The organism is Catenulispora pinistramenti, assembly GCF_018274385.1.
Taxonomy (GTDB): domain Bacteria; phylum Actinomycetota; class Actinomycetes; order Streptomycetales; family Catenulisporaceae; genus Catenulispora; species Catenulispora pinistramenti.
The window spans coordinates 59,519-78,898 of the sequence record NZ_JAAFYZ010000019.1 but is presented as its reverse complement, the minus strand read 5'-3'; the positions used below and the strand labels follow the sequence as shown (position 1 = coordinate 78,898).

The window sequence follows — 19,380 nt, the reverse complement described above, 5'->3', positions numbered from 1 at the left end:
CGGTTCGGGTCGGAGACCCGGCGAACCGGGTCGGGGGTGGGGCGGCCGGGGAGGAAGCTCAGGCGCGGATGATCGCGAGCACTTCGTCGCGCAGCGCGGCCACCGCGTCGGCGTCGGCGGCCTCGACGTTCAGCCGCAGCAGCGGCTCGGTGTTCGACGGCCGCACGTTGAACCACCAGCCCTCGCCGGTGACGGTCAGGCCGTCGAGTTCGTCCACGGTGACACCGGGCCGGGCCTCGAAGGCGGCGCGGACCGCGGCCGAGCGGCCGGCCTGGTCGGCGACCTCGCTGTTGATCTCCCCGGAGGCGGCGTAGCGGGAGTAGTCCGCGGCCAGTTCCGACAGCGGGGCGTCCTGTCCGCCGAGCGCGGCCAGCACGTGCATCGCGGCCAGCATGCCGGTGTCGGCCTTCCAGAAGTCCTGGAAGTAGTAGTGCGCCGAGTGCTCGCCGCCGAAGACCGCGCCGGTGCGGGCCATCTCCTGCTTGATGAACGAGTGCCCGACCCGGGTGCGGACCGGGACACCGCCGTGCTCGCGGACGATCTCCGGCACCGCCGCCGAGGTGATCAGGTTGTGGATCACCGTGGCGCCCGGGTGCTTGGCGAGTTCGCGGACCGCGACCAGCGCGGTGATCGTGGACGGCGAGACCGGCTCGCCGCGCTCGTCCACCACGAAGCAGCGGTCGGCGTCGCCGTCGAAGGCCAGGCCGAGGTCGGCGTGGTGCTCGAGCACCGCGCGCTGCAGGTCGACCAGGTTCTTCGGGTCCAGCGGGTTCGCCTCGTGGTTCGGGAAGGTGCCGTCGAGCTCGAAGTAGAGGTCCACGACGTCCAGCGGCAATCCGGCGAACACTGTCGGGACCGTGTAGCCGCCCATGCCGTTGGCCGCGTCCACGACCACCTTCAGCGGGCGGATCTTCGACAGGTCGACCAGGTTGTTGAGATACGCGGCGTAGTCGTTCAGCATCTCGCGCTTGGTGACCGTGCCGGTCTTGTCCGAAGCCGGCAGCGGAGTGCCGTCCAAAATCGCCTGCGCGGCCTTCCGGACCTCCACCAGACCGGACTCCTGGCCGATCGGCGCGGCGCCGGCCTTGCACATCTTGATCCCGTTGTACTTCGCGGGATTGTGGCTCGCGGTGAACATCGCGCCGGGCATGTCCAGCGCACCGGAGGCGAAGTAGAGCAGGTCGGTGGAGGCCAGGCCGATCTCCACGACGTCCACGCCCCGGGAGGCGGCGCCGCGGGCGAAGGCGGCGGCCAGGTCGGGGGAACTGGGGCGCATGTCGTGGCCGACCACGACGGACGGAGCGCCGACGAACTCGGCGAAGGCCGCGCCGAGGGCTTCGGTGTCGGCCTCGTCGAGCTGGTCCGGGACCACCCCGCGGACGTCGTATGCCTTCACGATGAGTGACAAGTCGTGCCCGGCCACTGGCTCCCGCTTTCAGGTCTGGTCGTACGTGCGACTGCTTGCGCGACGAGCCTATCTTGGGCGGAGCGTGGCGGTGGTGTGGTGGTCGCGGCGCGACCACCCGGACGACCCGAATGAGGACGTAGGGCGTGCCAGTGTTCCATCCGCCCCGGCAAGCGCTAATCTCCACCAAGTGAGCCCAGCCCGCAGATGTTCGCGAACCGCGTGTAGCCGTCCGGCCGTCGCGACGCTCACCTACGTGTACGCGGACTCCACCGCCGTCCTAGGCCCTCTGGCCGCCTATATCGAGCCGCACAGTTACGACCTGTGCGCGGAGCATTCCACCCGGCTGACCGCGCCCCGAGGGTGGGCCGTGCTGCGGCTGGCCGCACCCGACCCGGGCCCGGCGCAGCCCTCGTCGGACGACCTTGAGGCGCTGGCCAACGCGGTGCGGGAGGCCGCTCGCGCGCCCCGTGGAGAACGCGGGGGCCGTGGGGAGCACGACAAGCGTGGGGACGACGGGGACGGTGCGGTGTTGTCGCGCGCCCGGGGCCACCTGCGGGCTCTGCCCGATCCCGACCACTGAGCCGTATCTGACCCGGTTCTGACCCAGTTCTGACCCAGTTCTGACCCGGTTCTGACCCGGTTCCGCCGGTTCCCGGCCGGATCGGCCCCGATTCCGAGCCCGATCTGAGCCACCGCTGAGCTGCCGTTGAGCCGGATCCGAGCCGGGCCGGCCCCGGATCGGCGCCGAATCCAGCCCGTCACCAAGGCCGACGCTGAGCCGTCGCCGAGGCGAAGGCCGAGGTCACGCCGTAGTCGGCACGACACGTGGCGAATGACTGTCGCCGAGCGGCGGATCGGCGGTTACGCTCGACGCGTGCCCATCACTGCCTCGATCAGGTCGGGGGCCGGTCAGGAGCCGCGCCGCCGGAAGCATACGCGTGACCGGCGCGGGCGGGGTCTGCGTGGCCCGCTCGCCCCGCCGCAGGTCCCGCTGGCCTTGACGCGCGCCGAGCAGTTCGACGAGCTGGTGCTGGACGCCGTGGAGCGTCTGGAGCGGCGCTGGCCGCGGCTGGCCGAGGTGGAGCTGGCGGTCGAGGAGGTCCCGCCGGCCGACGCCGACCGCTGGAGCGAGGAGGCCGTGCCGCTGGGCCGGGTGATCACGGACCGCCCCGACGAACCGGTGCGGATCGTGCTGTACCGGCGGCCGGTGGAAGCCCGGGCCGCGGGCCGGCCGGAGCTGGCGGACCTGGTCTACGAGGTCGTCGTGGAGCAGGTCGCGGAATTGCTGGGCATGGAGCCCGACGAAGTCGACGAGGGGCGGGATGTGGACGGCTGAGAGCCGGACGCCCGCCCTTCTCAACGAACTTGTCCCCATATATAAGGTGTTGCACCTTATATATGGGGACTCGTCATATGCCGGGAGCTCTGGGAGCCCTAGAGCCTCAGCGCGTGACCGCACCCGACAGATCGGGCGCCACCGGCGGCACCGAAGCCGACACCCGCGCGTCCTCCAGGTCCTCCGCGGTGAACTGCATCCCGCCCTTGGGCGGCAGGTCCGCCAGGGTGCGGGCACCGTAGACCGGGTCGGAGCCGGGTTGCGGCTGGACGATCGTGGTGAACCAGCCGGTGGCCTTCGGGGTGTAGGCGACCGTGCTGCCGGCCCCGATGGTCACCGAGTCGGTGGCCGGCTTGCCGTCCGCGCCGATCGTGGTGACCTGGACCGTCGAGCCCTTGCCGCCCTCCGAGGTGAGGATCAGCGTGCTCTTGGCGTTGCCGCCGATGTTGTTGTCGGCGACGATCGCCTGGCTGCTGACCGGCGGGGTCGGGGCCAGGTAGGCGCTGTCCTGGGTGTTGCTCTTCTGGTCGCTCTCGACCAGCCGGACGCCGCTGACGAAGGAACCGCCGCTGCCGACGATCTGCACCGCCGCCGATTCGGTGGGGTCCTGGTCGTCGCCGAGCATGTTCAGTATGACCGTCTTGTCGGCGTCGATGGTCATCGGGCTGTCCCGCTTGGTGTAGCCGTTGCCCGGGTCCTTCGTCTGCCCCGCCAGCTCGATCCGGCCGTTCTTCCCGTACCAGTAGACGTGGTCGATGTTGACCGGCTCGTCGCTGGTGGCGGTGATGACGAGGTCGAACTTGGTCAAAGTGGTGCCGGGGGCCGGGATCCCGGGGATGGTCTGCGTCATCTGGGCGGCGACGGCCGGCGTCTGCGCCGGGATGAAGTCCATGCCGCGGCCGGTGTTGACGTCGCTCTTCAGCGGCTTGTCGATGTCCAGCACCTGGGCCGCGACCCGGCCCTCGGTGGTGGTGACGTGGACGCTGGCCACGGCGCTCTGCTGGGCCGCCGGGCCCAGGGAACTGCTGAGCAGGTACTCCATGGAGGTCTTGGGCAGGATGGTGATGTCGTGCCCCAGGGAGCCGGTGTCGATCTTGCCGCTCTGGCCGTAGTACGTCAGGTTGACGGTGGCCGGGGCGTTGTCGGTGTTCGCCATGTACAGGTAGGAATCGCGGTCGCCGGTGCCGACCGAGACCCCGGCGAACCAGAAGTCGGTGCTCGGGGTGGTGCAGGGGGTACCGGCCATGCCGCGCTGCACACCGCTGTCGCTGCGCAGGACCTCACTGGAGGTGAAGCCTGGGGCGGAGGCGCCGTTGGCCTGCAGGACCAGGGGCACCGAGCGCATCAGGCCGGCGTCGTCGGTGACGGAGATGAACTGGTTGACGCCCTGCACGGTGGAACGGGTGCCGGGCGGGCCGAACTTCAGCTGCGGGAAGGGCTTGCCGCCGTCGACGTACTGGATGCCCGTGCCGTCGTTGCCGGTCGTGGCGTTACCGGCCGGGGTGAAGGCCGTCAGGCTGGTCGAGGTGTCGCTGCCGGCGCCGATCTCGCCCTGGCAGACCTGGGTGGCGCTGCCGATCGGGAGGGTGCGCGAGCTCTGTTCGCTGACCCCGGCCTTGTCCTGGCTGCGGGTCGAGTAGCCGTAGCCGAGGCCGGCCAGCAGGACCACCGCGACCACGCCGAGGGCGCTGAAGGTGGAGATCGGGGAGTTGCGGGTCTTGGCCAGCCCGCGGCCGCGGGTGGCGCCGGGCTGACCGGGCTGACCGGTCGGGCCAGTCGGGCCGGCTCCAGCGGGGCGCGCGGAGCGCTGCGGGCGGTTCCCGGCGCCGGAGCGCTCGGAACGGGTCGGCCGGGTCATCGGTAGCCTCCCTGCCGGTAGTCGTCGGTCTCGAAGTCGGGGCGCTCGTATTCACCGGTGCCGGGGCGCAGGTAGCCGCCGTACGCTTCGGGGTTCTCGTGCTCGCCGCTGTACTCGGCGGCGGCGTATTCGTGGCCGCCGTACTGTTGCGCGTACGGGTCCTGTTGCTGCGCATAGGGATCCGGCTGCTGCGCGTAGGGGTCCTGTTGCTGCGCGTAGGGGTCCGCCGGCTGCTGAGCATAGGGATCCGGCTGTTGGCCGTACTGATCCGGCTGTGCGTAGGCGTCGGGTTGCTGCGCATACGGATCCGGTTGTTGCGCATAGGCCTCCTGGGGGGGCTGCTGCGCGTAGTGATCCGGCTGTGCATACGCGTCCTGCTGGTACTGGTACTGCTGGTCGTACTCCGCGGGCTGCTCATACGACGCGTACTCAGGCTGCGGCTCGGGCTGTGGTTCCGGCTCCGGCTCCGGTTCGGGTTCCGGCTCGGGCCGGTACTGGCCGGGCAGGCTCGGCGGGACGTAGTCGTCGGCGTCCTGGCCGGGACCGCGGTCCTCGGCCCTGCCGCCGGTCGGCAGCGCCATGATCAGCGCGAACAGGAAGATCAGACCCTCGGCCAGCAGCCACGCGGTGCGCGATACGTCCGAGTACGACACCGTGACGGTGCCGCCGCCGGCCGGCAGTTGGAAGCCCTGGGCCCAGCCGTCGACCGTGACCCGCGGCAAGGCGGTCCCGTTCAGCTTCGCCGACCAGTTGCTGTCCGCGTCATCGGCGAGCACCAGCTGGCGGCCGTCCTGGCCGGCGGCCACGGTGGCCGTGACCGAGCGCTCGGTGGCGATGGTCTGCTGAAGTGCCTTGGGATCGTTCGTTCCCGGGCCGCGCAGCGAGAGCCGGGCCGCCGGGTTGGAGATCTTCCAGAGGTTGACGCCGCCGATCTGCGACTGCCGGTCCAGGCCGGGGGTGGCGTCGAGGATGTGCACGTAGTCCGGGGTCAGGGTCTTCATGCCGACCACGTAACGGACGCCGAGGGACGCCAGCCCCTGCAACTCGCTGCCGCCGGAATCCGAGAGCAGCCCGCCGACCAGGGTGTTGATCCGGTCGGCGTCGGCCTTCGGGACCTGGTAGTCGGCGTCGCCCAGGCTGGCGCCGTTGTCCCGGACGATGCCGTAGCCGATCACGGTCTGCGCGCCGGAGCCCAGGATCAGGGCCCTGGGCTGGTCGGGCATCTGGGACTGCACCGACACCACGGCCGGGCGGAAGTCCGCGGCGGAACGCTGGATCGGGCCGGGCACGCCGTTGGTGACCCACCAGGCCGCCGCGAGCACCGGGGTCGACATCGCGGCCAGCGCCACCACCAGGGCGGCCGGCTGGCGCCAGCTCAGCTGCGAGGCCTGGAAGTAGTCGCGCGCGCCCTCGGCCCCGATCACCGCGGCGGTGATCAGGCCGAAGCCGATCGCCGCGGTCGGCACGCCGCTCCAGGGCTGCTGCGGCAGCCCGCCGGCCAGGCCGGTCGGGCGCACCTGGAGGGCCAGCAGGCCCGCGGCGAAGCCGGCCAGGGCCAGGATCCAGCCGGCGAAGGCGATGCGGCGGCGCGGGCCGCGGCGCAACAGGCCGGCCAGACCGGCCAGGAGCAGGCCGCCGGTGATCCAGTAGGCATAGGTGCCGGGGCCGCCGGGGTTGGCCAGCAGCAGGTGCGTGGGGTCCGGCTGCTTGCCGGGCACCGGCGGCAGGCCGGGCTCCAGCAGCAGGGCCCCCGGGTGCTTCACCAGTTGCAGCGACCACGGCATCAGCACCGCGATCGGCGTCACCAGCAGGATCGCCAGCCGGATCAGCACGGTGGCGAAGTCCGCGGTGGAGCGCCAGAAGACGGTCAGCGTGGCACCGATCGCCAGCACCGCGGCCAGCAGCCAGACGATCGGCGCGAAGGCCGTGGCGATGGCGATCGCGAAGGCGGCGGGCCAGGCGGCCCGCACAGAGCCCTTACGGCCCGGTCCCCCTATAGCGAGCAGCACCCCGGAGGCCGCGAGCGGCAGCAGCATGATGCCGACCGCCGACCCCAGCCGGCCGCCGGAGATCGCGCCGGTGGCCGCGGGCAGCAGCGCGTAGGCAGCCGATCCCCAGACCCGCATGGCGCTGGAGGAGACGGTCCGCTTGAGCACCATGTAGGCGGTCAGTCCGGACAGCGGCACCGAGCCGAGCAGCAGGACGGTCAGCGCGAGGCTGGCGTGCCCGAAGAAGACGGTGCCGAGCAGGGCCACGACCGCCAGGTACGGCGGGGCCGGGGACGTCGAGCCGGTGGCGACGCCGTGCCAGGGGGCGAAGAAGTCGTGCCACAAGTCGGAGGCGCCGTTGGGCGCGGGCAACAGCGCGCCGCCCATCAGACGGCCGCCGGTGAGCAGGTTCCGCGCCGCGACCATCATCACTATCAGCAGCGCGAGCCACACGAAGTTGCCGGGCATCCGGACCGCGCGGATCAGCCACGGCGTCCCGGAGTCGAAGGACTCGGCCTCCTCGGAGACCGGGCCGCTCTCGATGGAGCCCTGGGTCGCCTCGTCATCGCTCTGGTTCCGGGAGCGGAAACCCTCGAACGTGTTCTCGAAGGTAAGGCGGAAGACCTGGATCCGGGCGGGGAACAGCGTGGACAGGTCCACGGGTCTCTGTGCGCGGGTCCGGGCTCTGGCCCGCCGGGCCCGGATGATGCGGTCCATGCGGCCGGCGTACGCCAGCGCCGCCAGCACCTCGTCCGCGGCCTTCAGCGGCGTCTTGTTCAGCAGCAGGCCGATGGCCCGCAACAGCGACCAGAAGAACAGTCGCAGGAAAGTCAGTATCGGGAAGCGTCCGGCGTGGTTGACGGTGACCGCGTACAGCGCGTGCTGCCGGTCCTCGAAGTGCGGCCGGGAGACGCCGGCGCTGATCCGCCGCTCGCCGCGGGCCGCCGCCTCGGCGTGCCAGAACACCGCCTTGGGCGCGGTGAGCACGTCGTAGCCGGAGTTGTTGACCCGCCAGCAGAAGTCCAGGTCGTCCCGGAACATCGGGATGGCGCGGTCGAAGCCGCGCAGCCGGTCCCAGACCTCGCGCCGGATGAGCATCCCGGCGCTGGACACCGAGAGCACCCGGGTCGGTTCGAGGTGCTGGCCCTGGTCGTGCTCGCCGTCCTCCAGACCGGTCCAGCGCCGGCCGTCGGCGGTGACGGTGACGCCGATCTCCAACAGCTGCTCGCGGTCCACCCAGCCGCGGATCTTGGGGCCGATGACACCGGCCTCGGGGTGGTACTCCCCCACCTCCAGCAGCCGCAGCAGGGCGTCGGGGGCGGGCTCGGAGTCGTCGTGCAGCAGCCACAGCCACTCCACGGCCTGGCCGTCGCCGCGGCCGTAGAGGTCGAAGTCGACGACCGGGGCGGCCTTGAGCGCGTGGTTCACGGCGGTGCCGAAGCCGGTGTTGCGCTTGGTCTGCAGCACCGCGTCCTGGCCCAGGTTCTCGTCCAGGATGGCCAGCGAGTCGTCCTTGGAACCGGTGTCCACGGCGAGGATCCGCTGCGGGGCGCGCAGCTGCCCGCGCAGCCCGCGCAGTGAGTCCTCCAGCCAGCGCGCGCCGTCGTGGGAGACGATCACCGCGGTGACGACGTGGTTCGGGAAGGCGTTGACGGCCGCCTCGGCGGCGGCCCGGCGGCGGGCCTCGACGTCGGCCACGGCGAACTGCCCGGTCCCGCCGGGCTGGGCGCCGTAGCCACCGGCGGCGAACTGGCCGGTGGCGGCCAGGCCGCCGGTCCGGTATCCGGATTCTGGGTACTGGGACATGTGGCGCTGGCACCGGCTCCGGTCTCGGGAATCCCCGCTCGGGGGCGGACTGAGGGTCCACCATACGCGAGGGTTCGAGGATGCTGACCGGCTATGCCGTTATGCCCGAATTGCGTTCCCGGGCAAGGGGAACGCGCCCGCGGGGCCCTGCGGGAAGAGTCCTCCACAAGTCCTCTTCCCGGGGCCCGGCAAACGTCACACGACGGCTATACCGGTCATACCGCCGCGCGTTTGAGTCGGCGCCGCTCGCGCTCGGACAGCCCGCCCCAGATCCCGAAGCGCTCGTCGTTGGCCAGCGCATAAGTCAGGCACTCGGCCTTCACCTCACAGTTGAGGCAGATCTTCTTCGCCTCCCGGGTCGATCCGCCCTTCTCTGGGAAGAACGACTCGGGATCGGTCTGCGCACACAACGCGCGGGACTGCCAGCCGCGGTCCTCGTCGACTCCGTTGTGCAGCGGGTAGATGCGGTACACCTCGGCGTGGCAAGCCTCTTCCGCGCCCTCTGTGTACTCCGCGGCCTCGGCCACCGTACGCCTCCCGGCCCTACCTGGTCCGCACAGAAGAAGATCACTCCCCGTGCGGAGATCATCACGACACGTTTGAAATTACACGCGCGTCATTACCGGGCCGTCAAGCCGGGATCTGGTAGCGACCATGCGATTCACCTGTTGGAGCTAATACGCGCCCCCCACCATGCGGACCTCGCTTGACAGCGGACCCGGGTGCCGGATGGGGTGGGGTCATCATGAACGCGCGAATCGTGACCGTTGAGGGCCGCCGGGGCCGCATCCCCGCCGCGGCGCTGGTCGAAGTCGCGCCCATGCCGTCTTACTCCGCGATGGAGCCGTGTCGCGGTCTGTGTTGTCGCTGTCGCTGTCACAGCTGACCGAGCAGACCCACCGAGTACACAGCCCTGACCGTTGCCCGGCCCGTCAGGCCGGACGCCTTTGCGGAGTTTCCCCCATGCTGAATCAGGCTTCCTCTGCGCCGACCGCCGCGCTCACGCTCCCGCACGACGCCCTGGCGCCCGACCTCGTCGCGCTCTTCCTCGGCGCCAGGCCGCACCCGGACATCGTGATACCGGAACCGGTGGTGACGATCGCCGAGCTGGCCGCCGCGGCCCGGGCCTCGGGGGTGGCGGCCGGGGAGGCGAGCGCCGGGCTGCGGTGGGACGCGGCCCGGCAGCGGTTCGCCTCCTGAAATACTGTCTTCATGCGCATAACAGCCCTTGCCGGAGGCGTCGGCGGAGCCCGATTCCTCCGCGGCCTGCTCGCGGCCGCCCCGAACGCCACCGTGACCGTGATCGGGAACATCGGCGATGACATGACCATGCACGGTCTGCGGATCTGTCCGGACCTGGACACGGTCATGTACACCCTCGGCGGCGGGATCCACGAGGAGCAGGGCTGGGGCCGGACCGAGGAGACCTTCGGGGTGGCCGACGAGCTGAAGGCGTACGGCGTGGGCCCGGACTGGTTCACACTCGGCGACAAGGACATCGCCACCCACCTGGTGCGCACGCAGATGCTCGGCGCCGGGTACCCGCTGTCGGAGGTCACCGAGGCGCTGTGCACGCGCTGGGAGCTCCCGGTGCGGCTGCTGCCGTCCACCGACGACCGGGTCGAGACCCACGTCGTGGTGGACGACGCCGAGGCCCCCGGCGGGCGCCGGGCGGTGCACTTCCAGGAGTACTGGGTCCGGATGCACGCCCCCGACGCGCGCGCGATCGTGTCCGTGGGCGTGGAGAGCGCCAAGCCGGCGCCCGGGGTGCTGGAGGCGATCGCCGAGGCCGACGTCATCGTGCTGCCGCCGTCGAACCCGGTGGTGTCGATCGGCACCATCCTGGACATCCCCGGGATCCGCCGGGCCGTGGCCGACGCCGCGGCGCCGGTGGTGGGCCTGTCGCCGATCGTCGGCGGCGGCCCGGTCCGCGGCATGGCCGACAAGGTCCTGGCCGCTGTCGGCGTCGAGGTCTCGGCGGCGGCCGTGGCCGAGCACTACGGCGCGGACCTGCTGGACGGCTGGCTGGTGGACGCCGACGCGGACACCGGCGCGGTCGCGCGGGTGGAGGCCGCCGGCATCGCCTGCCGCGCGGTGCCGCTGATGATGTCCTCCCCACAGGCCACGCAGGCGATGGCACAGGCGGCCCTGGACCTGGCCGCCGAGCTCGCCGCGGCGAAGGCCGCCGCCGCGCGGACCGCGACCGGCTCGGCGTCTGACTGATGACCGACACCTCCTACACGGTCCACGCGATCGCCGGGATCCCCGAAGTCGGCCCCGGCGACGACGTGGCGGCCCTGATCGGCGCCGCGGTGACGGAGTCGGGCCTGGGCCTGCGCGCCGGCGACATCCTCTGCGTCACCTCCAAGATCCTGTCCAAGGCCGAGGGCCGGGTGGTGCGGGCCGACGACCGCGAGGCCGCGATCGACGCCGAGATGGTGCGGCTGGTCGCCCGGCGCGGGCCGACCCGGATCGTGCAGACCCGGCACGGGTTCGTGATGGCCGCCGCCGGGGTGGACGCGTCCAACACCCCGGCCGGGACCGTGCTGCTGCTGCCCGAGGACCCGGACGGCTCGGCGCGGGACATCGCCGACGCGCTGCGCGACGCGTTCGGGGTCGCGGTGGGCGTGGTCGTGACCGACACCTTCGGGCGGCCGTGGCGCGAGGGCCAGACGGATGTCGCCATCGGGTGCGCCTATGTCAACGCGCTCATGGACCACCGCGGCACGATAGACGCCTTCGGCAACGAACTGCTGGTGACGGCGGCGGCCGCGGTGGACGAGCTGGCCGGGGCCGGCGAAGTGGTCAAGGGCAAGGCCGACGGCGTGCCGGTCGCGCTGATCCGCGGGCTCGGCACCCTGGTGACCGAGGAGCCGGGACTCGGTGTGCGGCCGCTGATCCGGGCCGCGGAGAACGACATGTTCTCGCTGGGCACGCAGGAAGCGATGCGCGAGGCGGCGACGCGGCGCCGGACGACGGAGTGGTTCGCCTCCGATCCGGTGCCCGGGGACGTGGTGCGGCGGGCGGTGGCCGCCGCGCTGACCGCCCCCTCCCCCTCGCCCGAGGGCCCGGCCCCGTGGCGGTTCGTGCTGGTGGAGTCCGAGACCGCGCGCAAGACGTTCGCCGGCGCGTTGACCGACTCCGTTCTTGAGCGCGCGCCGTATCTGGTCGTTCCGTGCCGGATCGCTATAGCGTTCCCGGACCCGGAGTTCTTGACGGCTTCTCTAGGCGCTGCCGTGGAGAACTTCCTCGTCACCCTCGCCGCCGACGGCATCGGCTCGAAGTGGACGACTGCGGATCCCGGCGTTGTCAGAACCCTTCTAGCGCTCCCACAGGATTGGGAACCTCTGGGAGTCATCGCTATAGGGAAACCCGCGGAGGCGCCTACCACGCAGGCTCCGCGGGATCCCGAGGACTACATCGCCGTGCGCTGAGCGGTCCTACTCGGCCGCCGCCGCGGTCTCGTTCTTCTCGCGTTCGATCCGGAACTTCGGCTCCACCGTCAGCTCGCTGATCCGCCAGCCCGCCCCGGTCCGCACCACCTTGTTGCGGTACAGCCCGACCAGCACGCGCTCCGGGTGCGGGCTGGCGGCGTGCCCGAACGAGCCGGTCACGTAGGCCCGCACCGTTCCGGTGTCGCCCTGGACGTCCACCAGGATGCTGGTGAACTGGTGTGTCAGCCGGTCGTAGTCCTGGTGGTTGGCGCGGGCCTGGGCGATCAAAGCGTCGCGGCCCTCCCGCGTCCCGCCGGGCGTCGTCCCCACCACGTCCTCGGTGAGGACGTCCTTCAGCGCGTCGAAGTCGTGCTCGTCCAGGCATCGGCCCAGGCTCACGAACAGGTCGGTGATCTCCGCACGGTCGGCCAGGGCCTGGATGTCGTAGCCACTCATCGCCGTCTCCCCATCTCCCCATCAACATCGCGTCTCCCGGCCGGCTATTCGTTGGTCGGGCCAACTGTTGGCACGACCAATGTTGGTCGCACCAACTACTTCTGTCAACCCCGCCGCCGAAGTAGGCTGCGGCCATGGACCCGCTCAACACGCCCGTCCGCCTGCGCGGCCACGCGACCTGGCTGTTGGGCCAGGCCTCGACCCAGGGGCACCGGCTGATCGGCGAGCGCATGCACGCCGCCGGCGTCACGAGCCGGTCGTACTACTCGCTGCTGGTCGCGCTCGCCGAGAGCGGCCCGACCAGCCAGGCGGACCTGGGCCGGCGGATCGGGCTGGACCGCAGCGACGTCACGGCCGTGGTCACCGACCTGGAGGAGCGCGGGTATCTGGAACGGACACCGGACCCGGCGGACCGGCGCCGGAACCTGGTCAACCTCACCGACAGTGGCGCGAAGTTCCTCGGCGAGTTGGACAAGGAAGTCGTGGCCGCGCAGGCGACGCTGCTCGAACCGCTGTCACCGGAGGAACGGGACGTCCTGCTCGGGATGCTGGGCCGCATCGTGGAGCACCACACCGGACTCCGAGTCAGCGGTACAGAAGAGCGCTGACGCGATAGCGATGACCGCGGTAGGGCTCCAGAAGCTCCAGCATGCGGTCGTCATCCCACTTCATCGCGGGATCCCCCAACACCCCGCACACGATGCGGGGCAGGTGAAGATCGCCGACGGACACCGCGTCCGCGTCCCCGTGCGCGCGGTGCATCACTTCGGCGGCCGTCCACACGCCGATGCCCGGCACGGTCCGGATCCGGCGTGCCGCCTCGTCCCGCTCCATCCCCACGGTCTCTTCCAGGCGGGCCGCGACCCGGGACGCGCCGAGGATCGCGCGCGACCGTTTGCCGTCGACACCGGCGCGGAGCCATTCCCAGGACGGGATCAGGGCCCACTCCCGGGGTGAGGGCGAGACGCAGAGGCGGATGTCCGCGGGGGCGCCCGGGGCCGGAATCCCATAGCGCCGCGCCAGTAGTTGATACGCGCGGTGCGCTTCCTGAACGGTGACCCGCTGCTCCAGCACCGCCGGTACCAGGGAGTCCCAGACCCGGCCGCTGCGGATCACGCGAAACCCGCGGTTGCGCCGCACGGATTGGATGAGTTGCGCGTTGCCGTGCGCGGCCACGAGTTCGGTGAACTCCGCGCGCGCCTCCTCGGTGTCGCCGAGCCCGAGGAGATCGGGCAGGGTCTTGAGCAGCCAGGCCGCGCCGGGGCCCCAGACTTCGGCGTCGACGGTCTCGGCGGTCGCCAGGCGCAGGCGCAGGGTTCCCGGGTCGCCGAACGGAGTGCGGCAGCCGAGCCACAGCGAGCCGTCCTCGGCGCGGCGGAAGGTGGGGTCGCCGGCACCGCGGCGCAGGACGCCCACGGTCGCCGCGAGGTCGTAGCCGGGGTCGACGACGATGCTCTGGCGGGCCTCGGGCGGCTCGGGGGGTTCAGGCGGTGCCTGACGCGCCCCCGGGACGACGGGGCGCCGCGGCGGGGCGGACCGGCGCCGCTGGAACGCGGCGCCGCCGCTGCGTCCCTTCCGGGCAGCCCAGACCGCCCGGATGTCCTCGTCTTCTGTCACCGTGATCCCAGGGTGCCGAACGCGTTGAAGGGCTCTGACTCGCGGCCGCCCGATCGCCGCGAGCGGTCTGCCGAGTCTGCCATCAAGGCGCTACTCGTCGCTGGAGAACCGCACAGCCTTGTCCGGAAGCACCGCGCCGCACCAGACCCGCGCCCCGGCCCGCAGCTCGTTGTCGGCGCCGATCACCGCGCCGTCACCGACCACGACGCCGTCCAGGACGGTGTTGGCGCCGATCCGGGCGCCGGCCCCGATGATCGAGCAGTTCACCTTCGCGCCCGGGCCGATCACCGCGCCGGCGTCCAGGACCGAAGCGCTCACGTGCGCGCCGGAGTCGATCACCGCGCCGGAGCCGACCGTGGTGCCGCGGTCGGCGACCGCGTCCTCGGCGATCCGCGCGCCGGGCAGGACCAGGGACTCGTCGCTGCCGCGCTGCTCCGGGCCGGGCACCGCGGAGGAAGTCACTATCCCCATCACCAGGTCCGCCGAGCCCTTGGCGAACGCCGTCGGGGTACCCAGGTCCAGCCAGTAGGACTGCTCGACCACGCCGAGCACCTTCGCGCCGGCGGTGAGCAGGCCCGGGAAGGTCTCGCGCTCCACCGAGACCCGGCGGCCGGCCGGGATCTCGTCGATGCGGGCCCGCTGGAAGACGTAGCAGCCGGCGTTGATCTGGTCGGTGACGATGTCCTCGGGGCGCTGCGGCTTCTCCAGGAACGCGGTCACCCAGCCCTCGGCGTCGGTGGGCACCAGGCCGAAGGGCCGGGGGTCGGTCACCCGGGACAGGTGCAGCGTGACGTCGGCGCCGCGCTCGCGGTGCGCCGCGACCAGGGCGCCGATGTCCACCCCGGACAGGATGTCGCCGTTGAAGACCAGGACCGGCTCGTCGGGGGCGCTGGTCAGCCGGTCGGCCACGTTCCGGATGGCGCCGGCGGTGTCCAGCGGCACCTCCTCGGTCACGTAGACCAGCTCCAGGCCCAGGTCCGAGCCGTCGCCGAAGTACTCCTCGAAGACCTCGGCCTTGTAGGCGGTGGCGAACACCACCCGGTGCACCCCGGCGTCCTTGGCGCGCACGAGCTGGTGGGTCAGGAACGGGACGCCCGCGACCGGCAGCATCGGCTTGGGGGTGTTCACCGTCAGCGGGCGCAGGCGGGTGCCTTTGCCCCCCACCAGAAGAATCGCCTCGGTCACGCTCTTTCCCCTCGCCAGTTCTCTCCGCGCGGTGTCCGGGACGTGCACCGCGAATGGTCGCGTACACCCGGCACGCCGTGCGGGCCAGCATAAACGGTCCCCGACCGACGTGCTTGCACAACAGCAGCCTGTTTCCCCCGTATCCTCTCGGCGTGACCGCAGCGAACAGTAGTTTCCCGGGCGCGTGGCGGGCCGCGCTCGCCCTCGGCCCGTCCCGGCCGTTCCTCACGTACTACGACGACCACACCGGCGAGCGGGTGGAACTGTCGTATACGACGTTCGACAACTGGGTCGCCAAGACCGCCAACCTGATCCAGGACGACCTCGCGCTCGGCCCCGGCGACGAGGTCGCGATCCTGCTGCCGACCCACTGGCAGACCCCGATCTGGCTGCTGGCCTGCTGGACCGCCGGCGTGGTGGCCAGCGTCGGCGAGGACCCGGCGGCGGCCGAGCGCGCCGCGGCCGTGGTGGCCGGTCCGGACCGGCTGCAGGAGGCGCTGGCCTGCAAGGGCGAGCGGATCGCGCTGGCGCTGCGGCCGCTGGGCGCGCCGTTCCCCAGCGTTCCCGAAGGTTTCACCGACTACGCCCGGGCCGCCCCGGCGCAACCCGACGTGTTCACCCCGTACTCCCCTGTCACCGCGGACACCCCGGCCCTGGTCGCCGACGGGGGCGGGTGGACGCAGGGCGAGTTGGTGCGGGACGCGGCCGAGGCGGCGGCCCGCTGGAACCTCAGCGCCGCCAGCCGGGTCCTGACCGGCTGCGCCTACGATTCGCGGCCGGAGATCCGGGCGGCGTTGACGTCCGAGCTCGCCGTCGGGGCTTCCTTGGTACTGTGCCGGAACGTCGATCCGTCCCGGCTTCCGGGCCGGATGGCATCGGAGAAGGTCAACGCGCGTGTCGCCTCGCTGGCCGGGGGCACCGCGGGGGCCGGGGGCCAGGAGAACGGAACCGCGGAAGGCACTCTCGGCGTGCTTCCTGTCGAGTAACGTCGTGGCGCGGTGAAGGAACCGCGAGGCGACCCGGGACCCGTATCCGAGGCGGACCCAGGTGTGAGGAGATTCTGTGGCAGGCGAGCGCAACCCCGAGCCGCTTCCGTGGGAGCGGGCGAGTCGGCAGTCTTCCGACGGGTACGACGCCGGGCAAGGCGGCTATGACGACGCCCACGACTTCACCCCACCGCGCGCGCGACGCGGCACCCGCGGGGCGCCCCAGGCAGCCCCGGACGGCTATGGCGACGAACCCCCGGGCCCGCCGAGCGGCCGCGGCGGCTACCGCGCCGAACCGGACAGCGCCTCCGAAGGCGAGCTCCCGCCCGGCCGCGGCGGCCGGGGCGGGCGCAGCGGGCGCGGCGGGTCGATACCCGCGGCCGCGGGTCGGGGACGGCTGGCCCCCAAGGGCATCATCAGCATCTCCGCGGCCTCGCTGGCCGTGACCGTGATCGGCGCCGGCGCCTTCACCTACCAGCACTTCAACGGCAGCATCAACACCTTCGACACCTCGGGCCTGTCCACCAACCGCCCGGCCGAGGCCAAGGCCAACGCGGCCGGCCAGCACCCGGAGAACATCCTGCTGGTGGGCTCGGACAGCCGGGACAACGGCAACAACGCCTTCGGCGGCGGCGCGACCGGCGACGGCGCCCGCTCGGACACCTCGATCCTGCTGCACGTCTACGCCGACCACCAGCACGCCGTGGGCATCTCGATCCCGCGCGACATGATGGTCAACATGCCGGCGTGCGACATCGACCCGAAGAACCCCGGCAAGGGGCAGACCAAGCCGCAGCAAAACCAGTTCAACGCGGCGTTCGCGGTCGGCAACACCTCGCAGGGCAACGTGGCGTGCGAGATCAACACCATCGAGTCGATCTCCGGGATCCGCGTCGACCACACCGTGGTGGTCGGGTTCGCCGCGTTCGCCAAGCTCACCGACGACATCGGCGGCGTGCAGGTCTGTGTGCCCAAGGACGTCAACGACGCCGGCGGGGACAACATCACCCTGCACAAGGGCATCCAGACGGTGAAGGGCCAGACCGCGCTGGACTACGTCCGCGAGCGCGAGGGCCTGGGCGACGGCTCGGACATCGGCCGCACCCGGCGCCAACAGGCGTTCCTGGGGTCGATGATCAAGAAGGTGGAGAGCGACGGGGTCCTGAACGACCCCACGGTGCTCAGCTCCATCTTCAACGACGCGCTGAAATACGCGCAGTTCGACCCGGGCCTGGGCAGCCTGAGCGCGCTGTCGAGCTTCGCCGAGTCGATCAAGGGCGTCAACCCCTCGAACATCCAGTTCATGACGCTGCCGGGCCACTACCGGACCCAGGACGGCCGGGTCGAGATGGACCCGGTGGCCGCCGGCGTGATCTGGGACCACCTCAAGAACGACCAGCTCCTGGACGGCTCCAACGCCTCGGGGGCGTCCGGGACGCCCTCGTCCGCGGCCCCGACGACCTCGGCGCCGGCCACCACGGCCCCGCCGGCGCCGTCGATCTCGCCCTCGACGATCACGGTGCTGGTGCGGAACAGCACCACGGTCAACGGCCTGGGCGGCGACAACGTCACCTCGCTGCAGGCCCAGGGCTACAACGCCTCGCTCAGCCGGACCGTGCCGCCGCACACCGCGGTCACCACGATCCTGTACGGCAGTTCCAAGGACGAGGCCAAGGCCAAGCAGCTGGCCACGCTGTACCCGGGCTCGAAGGTCGAGTCCGGCGGCCCCTACGCCTCGGAGATCGTGGTGGAGCTCGGCGACGACTACGCCGCGGCCCACCCGAAGCCCGGCGCGGGCTCCTCCACCGGCGCCCCGACCTCGGGTTCGACCGCTGCGAGCGGATCGAGCGCGCCCGGCTCGCTGCCGACGGACATCGCGAACAACTCGCGGACCGCCGACCAGGACATCTGCTCCGGCATCACCGCCGGTTACGGCGCCGGCACCGGCTGAGCCGCCCGACACCGCCGCCGAACGGCCGGTCACCGCGCTCCCGGCGAGCGGGTGACCGGCCGTTCGCACAGATGTCGCAGCACTGGGACATCCAGGACGAAGTCCCTATAAAAATGACATAGTCTCGTCTCACCATGGACGACCAGACCACCGGCCCGGCCGACCGCCCGGACGACGCCGACGACGCCCGCGACACCCCCGCCGACCCGCGCCGTCCCGGCTCCCGCCGCTCCCGGCGCCACGCCGGCCCCGCCGACAGCGGCTCCATGCCCCGGCGCCGGGTCGTCATCATCTGCGCGACCTCGCTGTCAGTGCTGGCCATCGCCGGCGCCGCCGGGCTGTGGAGCGTGTACAACCGGCTGAACGACAACATCCGGACCGTCGACATCCACGCCGACGACGCGCCCGGGCTGCCGGACGCCCTGAAGCCGAAGCCGGCCAGCCCCTCCCCCGGCGCCGGCGCCGCGATGAACGTCCTGCTGATCGGCTCCGACGACCGGGACGGTGCCAACGCGCAGTACGGCGACGCCAACTCCGGGGCCCGCTCGGACACCACGATGCTGCTGCACGTGGCCGCGGACCGGAAGAGCGCGACGGTGGCCTCGATCCCGCGCGACTCGATGGTGCAGACCCCGACCTGCACCCAGCCGAACGGGACCCAGTCCCAGCCCCAGTTCGGCATGTTCAACGCGGCGTTCTCGATCGGCGGCGCGGCCTGCACGGTGAAGACCGTCGAGACCTTCAGCGGCCTGAACATCGACCACGTACTGGTGGTCGACTTCACGGGCTTCAAGAACATCGTGAACGCCATCGGCGGCATCCCGGTCCACCTGGACCAGGCGGTCAACGACCCCGACTCGCACCTGAACCTGCCGGCCGGCACCACCGTGGTGAACGGCGACCAGGCCCTGGCCTTCGTCCGGGCCCGGCACAACCTCGGCGACGGCTCGGACATCGGCCGGATGAGCCGCCAGCAGCAGTTCCTGAACTCGGCGCTGGACACCCTGGCCGACAACGGCACCCTGAACGACCCGGCGAAGCTCTACAAGGTGCTGGACGCCGCCACCAAGGCCCTCACCACCGACCCCGCCCTCGGCTCGCTGACCGCGCTGGCGGACTTCGCCTCGGACCTGAAGCAGGTGCCGCGCCAGCAGATCACCTACCTGACGGTGCCGTGGCAGTGGTACCAGCCGGACCCGAACCGCGTGCAGCTGGCGCCGATGGCGCAGGACCTGTTCACGGCGATGCGGCAGGACGCGCCGGTTCCGGCGGATGTGCTGGCGTTGTCGGCGAAGCAGGGGGAACAGACGACGCCCTGACAGGGCTGCCCTGACAGGGCTCTGTGTAGCGCCGAC

General features: G+C 71.7%; 16 protein-coding genes. 9 read left to right on the top strand and 7 right to left on the bottom strand.

Annotation, left to right across the window (positions count from 1 at the left end):
* Window positions 1–58 precede the first annotated feature (58 nt).
* Window positions 59–1,423, bottom strand: a complete 1,365-nt coding sequence (locus KGQ19_RS08420) for a phosphomannomutase/phosphoglucomutase (RefSeq protein ID WP_307856369.1) — start codon at window positions 1,421–1,423, stop codon at window positions 59–61.
* Window positions 1,424–1,595: 172 nt separating this feature from the next.
* Here KGQ19_RS08420 and KGQ19_RS08415 point away from each other — a divergent pair, with 172 nt between their 5' ends.
* Both KGQ19_RS08415 and KGQ19_RS08410 read left to right on the top strand, forming a co-directional pair.
* On the top strand, window positions 1,596–1,988 hold the full coding sequence (locus KGQ19_RS08415) for a DUF3499 domain-containing protein (RefSeq protein WP_212008528.1): 393 nt from the start codon (window positions 1,596–1,598) through the stop codon (window positions 1,986–1,988).
* Between the two features lie 252 nt (window positions 1,989–2,240).
* Entirely contained in the window at window positions 2,241–2,744 is a 504-nt protein-coding gene (locus KGQ19_RS08410) for a metallopeptidase family protein (protein ID WP_212008527.1), read from the top strand.
* A gap of 106 nt (window positions 2,745–2,850) precedes the next feature.
* Here the strand turns inward: KGQ19_RS08410 and KGQ19_RS08405 are convergent, their stop codons facing one another.
* The 3 genes from KGQ19_RS08405 to KGQ19_RS08395 form a co-directional block, all read right to left on the bottom strand.
* On the bottom strand, window positions 2,851–4,602 hold the full coding sequence (locus tag KGQ19_RS08405; protein WP_212008526.1) for a DUF5719 family protein: 1,752 nt from the start codon (window positions 4,600–4,602) through the stop codon (window positions 2,851–2,853).
* The gene (locus KGQ19_RS08400) at window positions 4,599–8,396 is read right to left on the bottom strand and encodes a glycosyltransferase family 2 protein (protein WP_212008525.1); all 3,798 of its coding nucleotides are present in this window, start codon (window positions 8,394–8,396) and stop codon (window positions 4,599–4,601) included. Before KGQ19_RS08400 ends, KGQ19_RS08405 begins: the two co-directional genes overlap by 4 nt.
* A 215-nt stretch (window positions 8,397–8,611) precedes the next feature.
* Window positions 8,612–8,869 (bottom strand): WhiB family transcriptional regulator, encoded by a 258-nt coding sequence (locus tag KGQ19_RS08395; RefSeq protein WP_194896374.1) that lies wholly within the window; start codon window positions 8,867–8,869, stop codon window positions 8,612–8,614.
* Between the two features lie 490 nt (window positions 8,870–9,359).
* On the opposite strand from KGQ19_RS08395, the gene KGQ19_RS08390 reads away from it, so the two are divergent.
* The 3 genes from KGQ19_RS08390 to KGQ19_RS08380 are packed head-to-tail and all read left to right on the top strand — an operon-like array spanning window position 9,360 to window position 11,830.
* Entirely contained in the window at window positions 9,360–9,596 is a 237-nt protein-coding gene (locus KGQ19_RS08390; RefSeq protein WP_212008524.1) for a hypothetical protein, read from the top strand.
* Between the two features lie 12 nt (window positions 9,597–9,608).
* Window positions 9,609–10,619: a 2-phospho-L-lactate transferase gene (gene cofD, locus KGQ19_RS08385; RefSeq protein WP_212008523.1), complete on the top strand. Its 1,011-nt coding sequence runs from the start codon at window positions 9,609–9,611 to the stop codon at window positions 10,617–10,619.
* Window positions 10,619–11,830 carry a coenzyme F420-0:L-glutamate ligase gene (locus tag KGQ19_RS08380; RefSeq protein WP_212008522.1) on the top strand — a complete coding sequence of 404 codons (1,212 nt, stop codon included), beginning with the start codon at window positions 10,619–10,621 and terminating at the stop codon, window positions 11,828–11,830. The genes cofD and KGQ19_RS08380 overlap by 1 nt, the downstream gene beginning before the upstream one ends.
* Window positions 11,831–11,836: 6 nt before the next feature.
* On the opposite strand, the gene KGQ19_RS08375 is transcribed toward KGQ19_RS08380, so the two are convergent.
* Complete coding sequence (locus tag KGQ19_RS08375) at window positions 11,837–12,286, bottom strand: nuclear transport factor 2 family protein (RefSeq protein ID WP_212008521.1); 450 nt, start codon at window positions 12,284–12,286, stop codon at window positions 11,837–11,839.
* Window positions 12,287–12,420: 134 nt separating this feature from the next.
* Between KGQ19_RS08375 and KGQ19_RS08370 the strand changes: the two genes are divergently transcribed.
* The gene (locus tag KGQ19_RS08370; RefSeq protein ID WP_212008520.1) at window positions 12,421–12,894 is read left to right on the top strand and encodes a MarR family winged helix-turn-helix transcriptional regulator; all 474 of its coding nucleotides are present in this window, start codon (window positions 12,421–12,423) and stop codon (window positions 12,892–12,894) included.
* Here KGQ19_RS08370 and KGQ19_RS08365 read toward each other — a convergent pair.
* Window positions 12,872–13,903, bottom strand: a complete 1,032-nt coding sequence (locus KGQ19_RS08365) for a DNA-3-methyladenine glycosylase family protein (RefSeq protein WP_230418350.1) — start codon at window positions 13,901–13,903, stop codon at window positions 12,872–12,874. The two genes, KGQ19_RS08370 and KGQ19_RS08365, sit on opposite strands and share 23 nt — an antisense overlap.
* Before the next feature lie 90 nt (window positions 13,904–13,993).
* Entirely contained in the window at window positions 13,994–15,088 is a 1,095-nt protein-coding gene (manB, locus tag KGQ19_RS08360; RefSeq protein WP_212008519.1) for a mannose-1-phosphate guanylyltransferase, read from the bottom strand.
* A 152-nt stretch (window positions 15,089–15,240) separates the two neighbouring features.
* Between manB and KGQ19_RS08355 the strand changes: the two genes are divergently transcribed.
* From KGQ19_RS08355 to KGQ19_RS08345, 3 genes are all read left to right on the top strand, one after another.
* On the top strand, window positions 15,241–16,074 hold the full coding sequence (locus tag KGQ19_RS08355; RefSeq protein ID WP_212008518.1) for a TIGR03089 family protein: 834 nt from the start codon (window positions 15,241–15,243) through the stop codon (window positions 16,072–16,074).
* 76 nt (window positions 16,075–16,150) lie between these two features.
* Window positions 16,151–18,025 carry an LCP family protein gene (locus KGQ19_RS08350; RefSeq protein ID WP_212008517.1) on the top strand — a complete coding sequence of 625 codons (1,875 nt, stop codon included), beginning with the start codon at window positions 16,151–16,153 and terminating at the stop codon, window positions 18,023–18,025.
* Between the two features lie 134 nt (window positions 18,026–18,159).
* Window positions 18,160–19,344 carry an LCP family protein gene (locus KGQ19_RS08345; protein ID WP_212008516.1) on the top strand — a complete coding sequence of 395 codons (1,185 nt, stop codon included), beginning with the start codon at window positions 18,160–18,162 and terminating at the stop codon, window positions 19,342–19,344.
* Window positions 19,345–19,380: the final 36 nt, after the last annotated feature.

Excerpts from the sequence above, each read along its gene's own strand:
- KGQ19_RS08410 (WP_212008527.1), top strand. The coding sequence starts at position 2,241 with ATGACTGTCGCCGAGCGGCGGATCGGCGGTTACGCTCGACGCGTGCCC.
- KGQ19_RS08405 (WP_212008526.1), bottom strand. The coding sequence starts at position 4,602 with ATGACCCGGCCGACCCGTTCCGAGCGCTCCGGCGCCGGGAACCGCCCG.
- KGQ19_RS08400 (WP_212008525.1), bottom strand. The coding sequence starts at position 8,396 with ATGTCCCAGTACCCAGAATCCGGATACCGGACCGGCGGCCTGGCCGCC.
- KGQ19_RS08390 (WP_212008524.1), top strand. The coding sequence starts at position 9,360 with ATGCTGAATCAGGCTTCCTCTGCGCCGACCGCCGCGCTCACGCTCCCG.
- cofD (WP_212008523.1), top strand. The coding sequence starts at position 9,609 with ATGCGCATAACAGCCCTTGCCGGAGGCGTCGGCGGAGCCCGATTCCTC.
- KGQ19_RS08380 (WP_212008522.1), top strand. The coding sequence starts at position 10,619 with ATGACCGACACCTCCTACACGGTCCACGCGATCGCCGGGATCCCCGAA.
- KGQ19_RS08375 (WP_212008521.1), bottom strand. The coding sequence starts at position 12,286 with ATGAGTGGCTACGACATCCAGGCCCTGGCCGACCGTGCGGAGATCACC.
- KGQ19_RS08370 (WP_212008520.1), top strand. The coding sequence starts at position 12,421 with ATGGACCCGCTCAACACGCCCGTCCGCCTGCGCGGCCACGCGACCTGG.
- KGQ19_RS08345 (WP_212008516.1), top strand. The coding sequence starts at position 18,160 with ATGGACGACCAGACCACCGGCCCGGCCGACCGCCCGGACGACGCCGAC.